The organism is Nitrospira sp. Nam74 (genome assembly GCF_965152615.1).
This window is the reverse complement of the sequence record NZ_OZ224220.1, coordinates 865,026-878,851: the sequence shown is the minus strand read 5'-3', so window position 1 is coordinate 878,851 and position 13,826 is coordinate 865,026. Positions and strand designations below refer to the sequence as shown.

Below are 13,826 nucleotides of genomic sequence, written 5' to 3'. Positions count from 1 at the left end.
GCAAAGGCCAGAATCAATCGACCCTGTGATGAATGAGAGAACGCGCAGCGAGGCTGGACGAAGAAGACGTGCTAAAGAACAGCGACCGGCAACGTGAGCGGCGGAGCGGGAGATGGACGGCCTCTACTCGTAAAGGGGTAGAACACTGCACCAGTAGAGATGGTGGGCCACCTATGAGATGAGCTCTGTCGCACCGGATGGCCTCTTCCCAATCTACCCTGCTGCACTGCCGACCCGCTTTCACGTGGAGCAGTTCGGTCTGCTCTTACAACAGCTTGACCAAAAACCACTCCCATGGCCTCTCGCCCGCGGAAAATCGCCCCGCACATTACCATCAAGATCAGTTTCAATACGTTGATCACGTCGTGTAGCCTTGCACTCTCGTCCATCGATTACTGCACGATTCTCTCCCCCGCCCCGTTATCAGGTCAGGACAATACGCACCCTACCAAAAATCACCAATGAACGCAACTCCTTGAGAAAGACTTCTATTTCGACTGCACGGCGATCTGTAGGTGCTCCTCAATAGATTCCATCAAATGGGCCGCTCGGCGATTAATGTCGGCGTCGCCTTCTTCCCGCATCCGCTGAGCTTGAAACAACTGATGCGTGATATTGATGGCGGCCAGGACCGCAAGTTTCGACATGGTCGCTGTTTTCATACTCTTCGACAGTCCCCGCATCTGTTCGTCGACATAGCCGGCTAGCCGTTCGACATACTCTTCGTCGGCTTCACCCTGAATCGAATACCGTTGACCGCAGATTTCCACATCGATTGTCTTAGTCAAGCGCCACCTCCTTGGATTCTTCCAAGCAATCGAGGAAGTCCAATTCGTTCAAGACCTTTTCGATCCGCGCTTTCACGTCTCCCCGCTCTTCTTCCCAACGTCGGCCCAATTCTTCTTGCTTCGTCACGCGCTCACGCATAGCTCGCAGCTCACCTTGCAGAGCGGCGTTCGTCCGCTTCAACTCCTGAATCACCTCAACCAACCCACGTACCCGAGATTCCAACGCTTCCAATTTCTCTAATGCCATGATGCTCCATCTTCGTGTAAAAGCCAGAACATGTCGAAAAATCAAGGGAACTATAAAATTTTCAACACATCTTGTCAAGCGAATGAGCCGCACAACCGGCACCGAAGAGACGAAGGTATTCGCGGTAGCTGCGGAGGACGCGCTTGACGTACTGACGGGTCTCTAAATAAGGAATCATTTCGACAAATTCATCCGGATCTTTGTCGGCATATTTGGTCATCCAACCAGAGACCGCTTGTGGACCGGCATTGTATGACGCCACCACTAGCGTCACGTTGCCGGAAAATTGTTGAAGCAGTTGCCCCAGATACTTCACGCCGAATCGGATATTTGTCTCGTGATCGAAAAGTTCTTCCCTACCGACGTCGCCGGCTCCGTTCTTCTTGGCCACAATCTGTGCGGTCGCCGGCATGACTTGCATGAGTCCAACGGCTCCAACGCGAGACAACGCTCGAATATCGTACTGGCTTTCCTCCCGAATAATCGCAGCGGCAAGAAAAGGGTCAACTGACCCTGCATAGGTCCGTATCAGGGGCAGGTAGGCCGTCGGATAGGCCACCGACCAGAGCCTGCCCGGCACACCCACTCCAGTCCCTCGTTCGATCGGCTCTCGAAAATACAGTCGGGCCAGCCGTAGCGCCTGATGATGCTCCCCAACCTCGCTGAGGAGTCCGCACAGCTCCATGATGACCCCCCGGTCCTTTCCATAGCGGTCGGGCAAGGAGGCGAGTTCCTTCGCGGCCTCTTGATCGAGGCCCAGCAATTTCAATTCGATGGCCTTGAGATAATGACGATCTTTTTTCAGTTCGTTGATCGTGTCCGCTGTGGAAGCCTCCACTGGTGGAACTTCGGCGACAGTGGACACCGGAAGAGGAGGATTGAGCTTGGGCTGGGCCAGTTGACAGTAGTACGTGAAAAGATAGCGGCGGCACAGCTGCGCATAGGCGTCGACGGCCTGAGCATCGTGCAAGCGTTCCCGCGTTCGACCGATCCAGTAGAGGGCTTGCGGCGTCCATTGAGGATCTTCAGCCCCTGACACGAGTCTTTCAAACGCGTCTACCGCGGCCTGATATTGCCCTGTTCGATAGTGAATCCATCCGATACGCCACAGCGCCTCCAATCGCTGAGGGTTGGCTTCTGCCGCCTGCGCCGCCTGATGATACTTCAGCTCGGCCCTGTCATACTGCCCTTGGTCGTCCAACCAAATTCCCGACAGCATCAGGATCATGGCCTTCTGATCACCTGACAGGGAAATGGATGGCAGAGATGAGAGCAGCCCTAATAGGCGGTCACCGGCGTCCTGCCTGAGATACACCCGCGCAAGCCACACAGCGGATTCCGCGGCTTGAGCGGAGTGTCCACTCGCGAGGGCGCGATAGACATCCCGCGCGTGATCGTACCGTTTCAAGCGGACCAGCGCAGTTCCGAGCTTGAATTTTGCTTCGTCGCGCTTCGGATGCTCGGGTGCAAGTAACAAAAATTTCTGCAACTCCTCCGCCGCGTCGGCATGAAGCGCCAACGTCAGGAAAGCGGTGGCACGGCTGTAGAGTTCATCAGGCGTCGGCCGCCAGAGCCCATTCTGTGTCATCAGTGACAGTCGCGCCGTCGCCTCTCGCGCTTCAGGCGAATTGGGATAGCGAACCCACAGGTGTCGAAAGGCCGCCTGGCTGTCGGATATCCGATTCTCTCGTGCCTCGCAGTCTGCCAGCATGAATTGAGCGGTTGGAGCAGACGGGTCCTCCGGTGCGAGGGCGATCGCCCTGACGGCGGCGTCGATGGCGCGCGCACATTGCCCTGCTCGATACCACGCCTCTCCTGACCGAAACGACGCACGTGCCAAGAGCGTGCTATCGGGAGCTTCAATAATGGAGTCGAAGAGGACAGCGGCTTGAGAGGCGTCTCCCTGTCTCAGAAGCGCTTCACCGATCCATAACCGAACATAATCGTCGAGCAGCGGCCAATCGAGCTGCGATGCCTGAAGTTGCCGCACTGCTTGAGCCGAATCCGTGTCCATCGACAGCAGCCCAATAAGCAACAGAGCGCGCTTGGCCCATACCGATTCCGATTCCCGAAGCGTGACGAGGCGCAATCGTTCGATTTTCCTACGCACTCGATCCTCTTGCGACATAGCTGAGTCCTGAGTCATCAAGGCGATGCGATAACAGGCCTCGGCGGATTCACAGGAAACGTCCGGTGTGTCTGGAACGAGGCTTAGGGAATCACGTGCGGGATCCTGTTGGGCAAGACTCGAAGCTGAAATCGTGGCGATCAGGAGGAGGACAAGCGCTGCGAGAGAAGGTCTCATTCTAAAAATACCGATGGACCGGCGACATTATAGCAAAGCAATCGACCCTAGGTCCATGAATGGACGGCCCTTGCTTGTCAGAGAATTTTCCGCTGTGTTAGTGTGATCCTATGTTTCCGATCCCGTCGATCCATGGCGGTCCTTCGCGTGAGCACTCCCTGAATCTTTTGGGTCTCGATTTTTCCGCCGCCGCGCAACTCGTTCAGCGACTTGGGTGGCCGCGCTATCGGACCTCTCAACTCTTTCGGTGGCTCTACCGGAAACGTGTGAAAACGATCGATGAAATGACGGACTTTTCCCAGGTGGAGCGGACTCGACTTCGGCAACTCGCAGCCATTATGCGATTTCAAAACGTGCAGATCCTCCGCTCGTCTGATGGAACGAGAAAGTTCGTGGCGCGCCTTGAAGATGATTTGGCCATTGAAAGCGTCTTGATTCCAGATGCCGGCCGTTTGACACTTTGTCTCTCCACCCAAGTCGGTTGCACGCTCGATTGTCGGTTCTGCCTTACTGCGACGATGGGGTTGAAACGCAATCTTCACGCGCATGAAATCGTTGATCAAGTGATGACCGTACAGGATCACCTGGAACCCGGTGAACGGCTAACCAGCCTCGTATTGATGGGGATGGGTGAGCCATTGGCCAACTTCGATGCTGTTGCCAGCGCGGTGGCAATCATCACAAATATCGATTGGGGCCTCGGAATTCCGGCGCGCCGGATTACCCTGTCAACCGCGGGCATGGCCTCGCGCCTTCAAGAGGTCGCGGCACTGGGTGTCAATCTGGCCATCTCACTGAACGCCACGACGGATGCACAGCGTGACCGATTGATGCCGACTGTCAATAGACTCCATCCGCTCGATCGTCTCTTGGCCGCATGTCGAGCCTATCCTCTTTCACCTCACCGACGGCTGACGTTTGAATACGTCCTGTTAGCTGGCGTGAATGATACTGAACAGGATGCCAAGCGGTTGGTGAAGCTGCTGAACGGAATCCGATGCAAGGTCAATCTGATTCCGTTTAATGAATTTGCCGGCAATGCCTTCCGCCGTCCCGATGATGCGATTGTCCAGCAGTTTCAGAGCGTGCTGCGGCGAGCGGGGCTTGATGTGTTCGTTCGAAAGAGTAAGGGCCGCGACGTCCTCGGGGCGTGCGGTCAACTTGGTGATCTTCGTCGCCGGCAACAGGTTCTCTTGACTCCGGTGAGCGTACATTGTTAGTCAGTATGGCGGGTTGTTACCGCCATTAAGGAGATCATGCACACGCTGAGACGAGTTCCTATCCAAACCTTCATGACTGCCATGGTGCTGTGGCTCGGCCTCTTTTTCTTGTCTTGCGCACAGGCGGCGGCATTGGATGTCGCGTCAAGCGTACATGAGTATGTCTTGACCAACGGGCTTAAAGTGCTGCTCGTGGAATCCCCCAAAGCGCCGGTGGTAACCGTGCAGATCTGGTACAAGGTCGGATCGCGGAATGAGGTCATGGGACGAGCCGGACTGTCACACATGCTCGAGCACATGATGTTCAAGGGAACGGAACGGTACCCGAAAGGCACGTTTTCACGACTCATTCGCAAGAACGGCGGCAATGACAACGCGTTTACGAGTCAAGACTTCACCGCGTATTTTGAAAATGTGGCGGCCGATCGCGTCGAATTGGCTCTGTCGCTTGAGGCGGACCGTATGCAAGGGTTGCAGCTCAACGAGAAAGAATTCCAACTCGAGCGGGAAGTGGTGAAGGAAGAACGACGCCTGCGCACTGAAGATGATCCCCAGTCTTCCTTGGTGGAGATGCTGTTTGCGCAAGCCTTCCTCATGCATCCGTATCACTGGCCGGTCATTGGCTGGTTTTCGGATCTCAACGCAATGTCGCTGGAAGATTTAAAGACGTATTACGACACCTATTACAGTCCGAACAACGCGACCTTGGTGGTGGTAGGCGATCTCAAAGCCGAGACTCTCATCGAGACGATTAAACGTCTCTTTGAACCAATCCCGAAAGGGCCTACTCCCCCGCCTCAGCGTGTTGTGGAACCCGACCAGAAAGGCGAGCGCCGGTTTATCCTCAAGCGGGAGGCCGAATTGCCCTTCGCCATGGTGGGGTATCGGGTGCCGAACTATACCAGCGACGACTCCTATGCCTTGACCATTCTCGAGTCCATTCTCTCGCATGGCAAGAGTTCTCGCCTCTATCGAAGCCTAGTGTATGAGCAGAAGATTGCGCTGGCCGTGGGAACGGAATACAACCTGCTTCAGACCGACCCCGAACTGCTGTATTGTTTTGCCGTCGTAAAACCAGGGTCGAAAATTGAAGACGTCGAACAGGCTTTGTATCGAGAATTTGAACGAGTTCACGAGAGTCCTCCGACGGAGCAAGAGCTTCAACGGGCCAAAAACCAGGTGGAGGCCGAATATCTTTTTGGCCAGGACTCCAACTTTCGGCAAGCCATGGTGCTCGGTCAAGCCGAGACGGTCGGCGCCGGTTGGCGGCATATCGATAAATTTCTTGAACGGATACGCGGCGTCACGATTCAGGATGTGCAGCGGGTAGCCCGTCAATATCTGACCCCGGATACCCGCACGGTGGGCACGCTCCTCCCGATTGCTCCCCAGGGCGAATCGGCCGCCGTGAGCGACCGGCACTGAGGACGTTAAATGAAAATAATGGTTAGGCAAATCATGATGCGTTTCAGTGTCCCAACGTTCGTGGCGGTCCTGCTGTGGGCTGGCGCTCATCCGGTGACGTATGCGGCGGACATCAATCCGGTTCGGTTTGTCATGCAGAACGGACTGACCGTCCTGGTGCAGGAACAGCATGCCTTGCCGATCGTACAGATCCATGCGTTGATCAAGGCGGGAGCAGCTCAGGACCCTGCGGACAAGGCAGGACTCGCCAATCTAGTGGCCGGATTACTGGACGAAGGAACGACCTCACGGTCAGCCAATCAGATTGCCGAACAGATCGAGTTTGTTGGAGGGGCTCTCCAAGCAAAAGCCGGGGAGGACTTCACGACCGCTTCCGCCAGGGTCTTGAAAAAGGACATTGAACTCGGATTTGACCTGCTGGCCGACATCCTGCTCCATCCAGCATTTGCGGACCACGAACTGGAACGAGTCCGTAGCCAAATCATGGGCGAGATGCAAAGCGAGAAAGACGATCCTGGCCAGGTGGCGGCCAAGGCATTTAAACAGATCGTCTTCCCAAACCATCCGTACCGGTGGCCGATCACCGGGACGGAGGACACCCTTCCTAAGATCAAGCGCGCGGACATCGTTCAGTTCTATACACGCGAATATGTCCCGAATCAGACTGTGCTCACTATTGTGGGAGACATAACGGTCGATCAAGCACGGGCCCAGGTCGCGAAACGGTTCGGAACTTGGAAGCGCGCTGAAAATGGCGCACGGAGTCTCACCCCGCCGCATCAACTCGAGAAATCGGTCGTGAAGTTAATTGAAAAAGACCTCACACAAGCGACGATCCTCATGGGGCACGTCGGAATCAGCCGGACGAACCCTGACTACTATGCCGTGACGGTCATGAACTACATTCTCGGCGCCGGCGGATTCTCCTCTCGTCTCATGGATTCTATCCGTGACAACCAGGGCCTCGCCTATCACGTCGGGAGCCATTTCGAGGCAAACCTAGTGCCTGGACCATTTATCGTCAGTCTTCAGACAAGAAATGAAGCGGCTAATCAAGCGATCACGGGCGTGGTCAGCGAATTGAACCGGATTCGGGAAGCGCCCGTGACAGATCAGGAATTGTCGGACGCCAAAGCCTATTTGATTGGGAGCTTCCCGCTTCGCGTGGATACTATTTCGAAGCAGGCAGAAGTACTGGCACTGGTCGAACTCTACGGGCTTGGTCTTGACTACTTCAGTCATTATCCGAAGCTCATTGACCAAGTCACGAAGGAGGATGTGCTGCGTGTCGCGAAACAGTACCTACACCCGCATCGCTATGCCCTTGTGGTCGTGGCGAATCTGAGCAAGGCGAAAGTGAAATCCTAGCCATGCCGACCACGCCTGCCATGAGTGATGTCACGCTGTCTGACAAACTTTATAAAATGCAAGCGCGGCTGAGAGCCATGAACTCAGTAGTCGTCGCCTTTTCCGGTGGAATCGACAGTACCCTTGTTTTGAAGGTAGCTTACGATGCTCTGGGGACCCAGGCCATTGGGGTGACGGCTGTGTCGCCCACGTTTCCCGAGATCGAGCTAGACCTATCACGGCAGGTGGCTGCGGAGATCGGCGTACGCCATATCATGCTGCCAACCGACCAGCTTCAAATAGACGACTTCGTCCGTAACGACGAGAACCGCTGCTACCACTGTAAAACAGATCTCTATGAACTATTGGGCCGCCTCCAACAAGATCTTCAACTTGGCGCCATTGTAGACGGCACCAACATGGACGACCTAGGTGACCACCGACCGGGACTTGTTGCAGCTCGTGAACGCGGAGTCCGTAGCCCGTTAGTTGAAGCGGGCCTCACCAAAGCCGACGTGCGGAGACTGGCTAAAGACTTCGGACTGTCGAACTGGGATAAACCAGCCGCAGCGTGTCTCTCTTCGCGCATTCCACGAGGAACGGTCATCACCCGAGAGAAATTGAGCCGTGTGGAACTGGCTGAAGCGGCACTGTTCCGGGAAGGCTTCCGTCAATTTCGTGTGCGCGATCATGGAGACATTGCCCGGCTGGAGCTGGACGATGATTGTCTGGCGCTTCTACAGAATGCTGCTCGTCGAAGCGGCATTATTCAAAAATTGAAGGATGTGGGATTCCGGTTTGTGACGGTTGACCTGGAAGGCTATCAGCGGGGAAGCGTGTAGTTAGGCGGTGAATCGAAGCAGCCTCGAGCAGCCAGCCCCACGGGGGGGATAGATACGTTAGGCACGTAACCTATCCTGAAGGTCCAACTCAGACAGCCTTCGGCCTTCATTCGTTTCACAATGAACTTTCTATATTTTCCACGAGTTCCAGAACCCGCTCGTAGGGACGGAGCTTGTAGGTGAGGAGTTTAACTCTGATAAGTCTTCGCGACAGCGGCCAAAGCCTCGTCCGCTAGGCGTCGATGGTCGGCATCCGTCAGGCTCCGTTCGACGACCTTTTCTGCCACGAGCAACGCGAGATCGGTCGCCTGGTTCCGGATTTCCTGTATCGCTTTACGGCGCTCCTGGTCAATCTCCCGAGCGGCATCAGCTTTCACGCGTTCGGCTTCCGCCACCAGACGTTGTTCATTTTCGTCCAAGAGACGCTGTGCGCGCTCTTTGGCTTGGACCAGTACTGCTTCGGCATCGCGAGATGCAACAGTGAGTTTGGCTTCGTACTCCTGCATTCTCCGTTCCGCCTCGACACGAAGACGTTCGGCTTGTTCGAGACTCTCCCGGATCTTTTTCTCCCGAGTCTCCAATGTCTCAAGAATCGGCGGGAATGCATATTTATACAGCACCCATAACAGGATACCGAACGAGACGATTTCCCAAAAGATCAACGATGAGAAAAAATGGGATTCAAACTGTGGCATGGTCTTTCCTTTGGAAGCGTCAGAGAGATGACCGCGTAAGGTTAATCTACTTGCGCAGCCCCATGATAATGAAGGCAATGACAAGGCCGTACAGGGCAATGGCTTCGACTAGTGCGAAGCCGATCCACATGTACTTGCCGACTCGTCCTTCGGCTTCCGGCTGGCGTGCGACTGCCTCGATCATTTTGCCGAAAATATAGCCGATTCCAACACCGGCTCCCGCAAAGCCGGCCGCTGCCATTCCCATTCCCAACAACGCTGAAGCTGCAGAATCCATCGTATGCTATCCTCCGTTTTTGAGTTTTGAGAGTTCCTGTTAAGTGACATCTGAGCTTTCGCGCTCGGAACTGATCACTCGCGTTTAATTAGTGTGCGTGTGAGTCGCCGTGGCCATGCAGCGTGATCGCGTCCCCAAGATACACGCACGTCAGCACGGTAAAAATATAGGCTTGAATGAACGCGATACCGACTTCCAAACCGTTCATTGCAATCGTAAACGCAAAAGGCAACCAGCCGATCAAGGCACCTCCGGCAATAGCTAACCCGAAGAGTACGCCTAAAATGACGTGCCCGGCGGTCATATTCGCAAAGAGTCGGACGGCAAGTGAAATCGGTCTAGCCAATTGGCTGATCAATTCAATCGGCATCATGAGGGGCAAGAGCCAGCCCGGCGTCCCCGGTGGCACGAGAATCCCAAGAAATTTAATACCATGACGCGCAAACCCAACAATCAGGCTCATGAGATATACCGACAGAGCGAAGACCGCGGTGACGATAATTTGACTGGTCACGGTATACGATCCCGGAATGAGGCCCAACAGATTGCTGAATAGAATAAAGAGAAACAGTGTCGCGATAAACGGAAAGAATCGCAATCCTTCCTTTCCCATCGTGTCCAGGATCATGCCGCGAATAAAGTCCACCAGCAGTTCCGCGAGACTTTGAAGCTTACTCGGAACAAGACGACGTGAGGAACCGGCGGCGATGAGCAGAGCGGCGACCAGGGCGATGATCAGCCACATAAGCAGCACGGCTTTATTGATAGAAATATCAATCCCGAAGAGGGACAGCTGCACATAGTTATGTAACTCAAACGGATGAAGCGGATTTTCCACCGTGTTCCTTCTTTATGGGCAATGCTCTGGGAGCTTACGGCTTGGACCAGCGCTGCGCGGCCCGATACGCGCTACGGATACCGGCAGCGGCCCCGAGGACCAATCCTACCACCAAGCCCCACGGGCTTGATGCAAAGAGGTAGGTATCTGCAACCCAGCCTAGCCCTCCACCGACAATCAAGGCTGCAAGCAATTCAGTGCCGATGCGAACTGCTTGCCCTAGGCCCGCATACAACGGATCGGTCGAGGGCATATTCTATTATCATTCTCGGAGGCTTGAAACGGCGCGTCATTCAATCAAAATCAGGGGGGAATTGTCAAGGCGAACGTGTGAGTGTGAACGCCTTAGCCGCCGATCGGGGCGAGAAGGCCTTATTCCCCTGTTCAGGCCACGGTGGGATGTTGAAGGCGCTGCACTAGATTGGAACAATCTGATGCGTGCGCCGCATGCTTCGTCGGCCAGTGACCTGCTCGACAAACCCCGGAAGCTTTGACTCACGTATAAGCCGGCGTTGGAGAATGCCAGGGTCAATCACTTCACCACAGGACATACACCGCCACGCTCGCAGCCAATGTGTACCTTGATCATCCTCCATATCGATATAGTAATCCTCGACCATAAGTCCTTGGCACCGACGGCATTGCATAAGAACCTCCATGGCAATAATGAATGGCTACCGTCAAAATATAATTAGATATAATCACGCAAATATCGGAATCCCTCTACTTCGCAATTAGGCGTTCTGAAAGATAGATGTAAGCGTCGACCTACGTAGCATTGCACGGCGCCTTTCTTAGGAGCCCTTGAAGAACGCAACAAGCTAATTGCACAATGACCACCTGAATCCACGGTTGTTATTGACGATCCGATTTTAATCGTCGGCACCGCCACAATATGATCATTCCGTCTCGGACTCAATTTCTTGATCAGGCGAACCCTCGCCCGCTGGTGCTGTCAGTTCCTGCCGTAGCCGGAGACCCCTACGAACTCTATCGCCGCCTACAAGTACCGGGGTATCCATCGTTTCTCTTGGAAAGCGGCAAGGGCAATGACACGATCGCCCGTTATTCGTTCATGGGGTGCACGCCTTATCTGGTGCTCTCCGGAAACAAACAGACCTATGAGCTGCGGACTCGTGATGGAATCACGGTCCATGCAGGGAGCCCATGGAAGGCTCTACGGGATCGGCTGAAGGCATCATATATTCCAAAGCCTGAAGGACTTCCGCCATTCTTCGGCGGGGCAATTGTGTTTTTGAGTTACGATCTGGTCCGCCAGTTTGAGCCACTTCCTGAGCTGGCGCTCGATGATCTGAACTTCCCTGACCTGGAATGTCTCTTCGTTGATCAGGTCGCGGCGCTCGACCACCACACCGGGATGCTTCATCTGATGTTCGCGCCACCATTGCACCGCTTTGAAGAGGAGCCGCGCGAAAAGCTCTATCGCGAAGGCCGCGACCGCCTGGCCGAGTGGGAAGCGAGACTGTCCGTTCCATGTCTCAATGAGCCACCGCGCTCCTTCGGCCGACTCGATATCCGGCCTGGCCAATCCGAGCATTCCTATATGGCACGGGTCCGTCAGTGCCAGGAATTCATCCGTGCGGGGGACATTTACCAGGCGAATCTCTCTCACCGCTTTTCCATCCAGCGAAATGATGCGCCACATTCATCGGATCGCCTGACTGCGCACGATGTCTATCGGAGATTAAAAGGGGTCAATCCGTCGCCGTTCTCTGCTCTCCTGCAACTGGATCGCTTCAGTCTTGTCGGATCCTCCCCGGAGCGTCTGATTCGCCTCGCCGGAAGATATGCGGATACGCGGCCCATTGCCGGTACCCGCCCTCGGGGGACCAATATTATGGATGATCGTCGGCTGGCCGAGGAACTCTTGTCGAACACGAAGGAGCGCGCGGAGCATCTTATGCTTGTGGATCTCGAACGAAACGATCTCGGCCGTGTCTGTCGCTATGGGACGGTGGAGACGAATGAATTGATGACCATTGAACGCTATTCCCACGTGAGTCACATCGTATCGAACGTGTCCGGTGAATTGCGCGACGGCGTGGACAGCTTGGATCTGATAGAGGCCGTCTTTCCCGGGGGCACGATCACCGGCGTACCGAAGATCCGGTGCATGCAAATTATCGAAGAACTCGAACCGGTCCGCCGTGGACCCTATACCGGCTCATTAGGCTACATCAGTTGGAATGGGGATCTGGACCTCAATATCATCATTCGTACGTTAGTCATGACCGACGCATGCAGTTATCTTCAAGTTGGGGCCGGCATCGTGGCGGATTCAGATCCGCGCCGAGAATATGAAGAAACGTTGTTGAAAGCCCAAGCCGTGATCAAAGCGCTGGGAGCAGCCTAATGTGGATTTTCTTGAATGATCGATTTGTGCACAAAGAAGACGCCATGGTGTCGGTATTCGACCACGGCTTCTTGTATGGCGATGGTGTGTACGAAACATTGCGAGCATATGGTGGGCGCATATTCATGTTACGTCAGCATCTGGCTCGTCTCCGTCGCTCCGCGTCCCTTATCGGGCTGGACGTCCCCATTGCCGAACAGGATTGGATACCGTTGTTGCAGGAGGCGATGAAACGAAATGCGCTCTCCGATGCTTACCTCCGCATTACCATATCGAGAGGAGAAGGCAACATAGGACTCGACCCCCGGCTATGCCCGCGGCCGACGGTCGTTGTCATCAGCATGCCGTTGCAGCCATACCCGACCGACCTGTTCCAGACAGGAGTCAAGCTCGCGGTCGTCAGCGTCCGGCGCAACCTCGCGGCGGCCCTGTCCCCGCAGATCAAATCCCTTAACTTTCTGAATAACATTCTGGCCAAGCAGGAAGCTGCTCAGTCGGGAGCTTTTGATGGTCTGATGCTGAATGCCGAGGGACGAATCACGGAATGCACAACCAGCAACATCTTCTTTGTGAAGGATAGATGTGTGCACACACCATCAGTGGCGTCCGGGATTTTGGATGGCATTACGCGTGAAGTTGTCTTATCGCTGGCCAGAGAGGAAGGATTCCCTATTCAAGAAGGACATTACACGGCCGATGCCGTGATCGGGGCCGATGAATGCTTTCTCACCAATACAACCATGGAAATCATGCCGGTCAGTGACATCGATAAACATGCTATCGGAACCGGTATGCCAGGCCCCGTGACCGGGCGGCTACAAGCACTCTTCCGAGCCAATTTGCCGCGTTTTTTGGAGTAGAGGGCTATTTATCATGACCCTTTTGACAGTTAGGCACCGCCTGGTATCTTTGTACCATGCTTCGTCGCATGCCGATCATTGGTATCTTGTTGACCGTTGGGAGCCTTTTACTCATTCAGGGTCTCCTTTCTGATCCACTTTTCGCGGCCACGCAGGCCGAAATCTATAGACGCGTCGACAGAAATGGGGTCATTTCCTTTACCAATGTTCCGACGAACGATACCTTCATCAAGGTCGACGTGGGCACTCTTCGTCTCCGCGCTCGTCTGCCCCTGAGAGACCTGGAAGGGACGATCGCCCATCATTCGCGTCAACAACAATTAGATCCGGCTCTCATCAGCGCCATCATTAAAGCCGAATCGGATTTCGATCCTGATGCCGTCTCGCGCGCGGGAGCCATCGGCCTCATGCAGCTCATGCCGCAAACGGCTGTCCGGTTGGAGGTCCGAGATCCGTTTAACCCCGAAGAGAATATTGCAGGCGGGACTCGCTATCTCAGATACTTGCTGAACCGCTTTCACGGGAACTTACCGCTTGCGCTTGCAGCCTATAACGCCGGAGCGACACGAGTGGAACAGTACAATACGCTTCCCCCGATTCATGAAACA

14 protein-coding genes and 1 pseudogene are annotated in these 13,826 nt (G+C 54.9%); 7 read left to right on the top strand and 8 right to left on the bottom strand.

Annotated elements, in window-relative coordinates; all coding sequences use genetic code 11:
* Positions 1 to 488: 488 nt before the first annotated feature.
* The 3 genes from ACWHYZ_RS04275 to ACWHYZ_RS04265 form a co-directional block, all read right to left on the bottom strand.
* Positions 489 to 788: a cell division protein ZapA gene (locus ACWHYZ_RS04275; RefSeq protein ID WP_447986051.1), complete on the bottom strand. Its 300-nt coding sequence runs from the start codon at positions 786 to 788 to the stop codon at positions 489 to 491.
* A complete protein-coding gene (gene zapB / locus ACWHYZ_RS04270) occupies positions 781 to 1,035 on the bottom strand; it encodes a cell division protein ZapB (protein ID WP_447986050.1) in 255 nt (84 codons plus the stop codon). The genes ACWHYZ_RS04275 and zapB overlap by 8 nt, the downstream gene beginning before the upstream one ends.
* 61 nt (positions 1,036 to 1,096) lie before the next feature.
* Complete coding sequence (locus ACWHYZ_RS04265) at positions 1,097 to 3,145, bottom strand: lytic transglycosylase domain-containing protein (RefSeq protein ID WP_447986049.1); 2,049 nt, start codon at positions 3,143 to 3,145, stop codon at positions 1,097 to 1,099.
* Between the two features lie 305 nt (positions 3,146 to 3,450).
* Here ACWHYZ_RS04265 and rlmN point away from each other — a divergent pair, with 305 nt between their 5' ends.
* Genes rlmN through larE form a run of 4 tightly spaced genes read left to right on the top strand, consistent with a single transcriptional unit; the run spans position 3,451 to position 8,174 of the window.
* Positions 3,451 to 4,560 carry a 23S rRNA (adenine(2503)-C(2))-methyltransferase RlmN gene (rlmN, locus tag ACWHYZ_RS04260; RefSeq protein ID WP_447986048.1) on the top strand — a complete coding sequence of 370 codons (1,110 nt, stop codon included), beginning with the start codon at positions 3,451 to 3,453 and terminating at the stop codon, positions 4,558 to 4,560.
* A 36-nt stretch (positions 4,561 to 4,596) separates the two neighbouring features.
* Positions 4,597 to 5,985 (top strand): M16 family metallopeptidase, encoded by a 1,389-nt coding sequence (locus ACWHYZ_RS04255; protein ID WP_447986047.1) that lies wholly within the window; start codon positions 4,597 to 4,599, stop codon positions 5,983 to 5,985.
* A 9-nt stretch (positions 5,986 to 5,994) separates the two neighbouring features.
* Positions 5,995 to 7,353 (top strand): M16 family metallopeptidase, encoded by a 1,359-nt coding sequence (locus ACWHYZ_RS04250; protein WP_447986046.1) that lies wholly within the window; start codon positions 5,995 to 5,997, stop codon positions 7,351 to 7,353.
* A gap of 2 nt (positions 7,354 to 7,355) precedes the next feature.
* On the top strand, positions 7,356 to 8,174 hold the full coding sequence (larE, locus tag ACWHYZ_RS04245; RefSeq protein ID WP_447986045.1) for an ATP-dependent sacrificial sulfur transferase LarE: 819 nt from the start codon (positions 7,356 to 7,358) through the stop codon (positions 8,172 to 8,174).
* Positions 8,175 to 8,362: 188 nt separating this feature from the next.
* Here the strand turns inward: larE and atpF are convergent, their stop codons facing one another.
* From atpF to ACWHYZ_RS04220, 5 genes are all read right to left on the bottom strand, one after another.
* On the bottom strand, positions 8,363 to 8,869 hold the full coding sequence (gene atpF, locus ACWHYZ_RS04240) for a F0F1 ATP synthase subunit B (RefSeq protein WP_447986044.1): 507 nt from the start codon (positions 8,867 to 8,869) through the stop codon (positions 8,363 to 8,365).
* A 46-nt stretch (positions 8,870 to 8,915) separates the two neighbouring features.
* On the bottom strand, positions 8,916 to 9,146 hold the full coding sequence (gene atpE / locus ACWHYZ_RS04235) for an ATP synthase F0 subunit C (RefSeq protein WP_447979179.1): 231 nt from the start codon (positions 9,144 to 9,146) through the stop codon (positions 8,916 to 8,918).
* 88 nt (positions 9,147 to 9,234) lie between these two features.
* Positions 9,235 to 9,984 (bottom strand): F0F1 ATP synthase subunit A, encoded by a 750-nt coding sequence (locus ACWHYZ_RS04230; RefSeq protein ID WP_447986043.1) that lies wholly within the window; start codon positions 9,982 to 9,984, stop codon positions 9,235 to 9,237.
* Between the two features lie 34 nt (positions 9,985 to 10,018).
* Positions 10,019 to 10,237 carry an AtpZ/AtpI family protein gene (locus tag ACWHYZ_RS04225; protein WP_447986042.1) on the bottom strand — a complete coding sequence of 73 codons (219 nt, stop codon included), beginning with the start codon at positions 10,235 to 10,237 and terminating at the stop codon, positions 10,019 to 10,021.
* Between the two features lie 163 nt (positions 10,238 to 10,400).
* Positions 10,401 to 10,631 (bottom strand): hypothetical protein, encoded by a 231-nt coding sequence (locus tag ACWHYZ_RS04220; protein ID WP_447986041.1) that lies wholly within the window; start codon positions 10,629 to 10,631, stop codon positions 10,401 to 10,403.
* A gap of 248 nt (positions 10,632 to 10,879) precedes the next feature.
* On the opposite strand from ACWHYZ_RS04220, the gene ACWHYZ_RS04215 reads away from it, so the two are divergent.
* The 3 genes and pseudogenes from ACWHYZ_RS04215 to ACWHYZ_RS04205 form a co-directional block, all read left to right on the top strand.
* The gene (locus ACWHYZ_RS04215) at positions 10,880 to 12,358 is read left to right on the top strand and encodes an anthranilate synthase component I family protein (RefSeq protein WP_447986040.1); all 1,479 of its coding nucleotides are present in this window, start codon (positions 10,880 to 10,882) and stop codon (positions 12,356 to 12,358) included.
* Positions 12,358 to 13,218: a branched-chain-amino-acid transaminase gene (ilvE, locus tag ACWHYZ_RS04210; protein ID WP_447986039.1), complete on the top strand. Its 861-nt coding sequence runs from the start codon at positions 12,358 to 12,360 to the stop codon at positions 13,216 to 13,218. The genes ACWHYZ_RS04215 and ilvE overlap by 1 nt, the downstream gene beginning before the upstream one ends.
* 56 nt (positions 13,219 to 13,274) lie before the next feature.
* Positions 13,275 to 13,793: pseudogene (locus ACWHYZ_RS04205) on the top strand (transglycosylase SLT domain-containing protein); the annotation flags it as partial.
* Positions 13,794 to 13,826 lie beyond the last annotated feature (33 nt).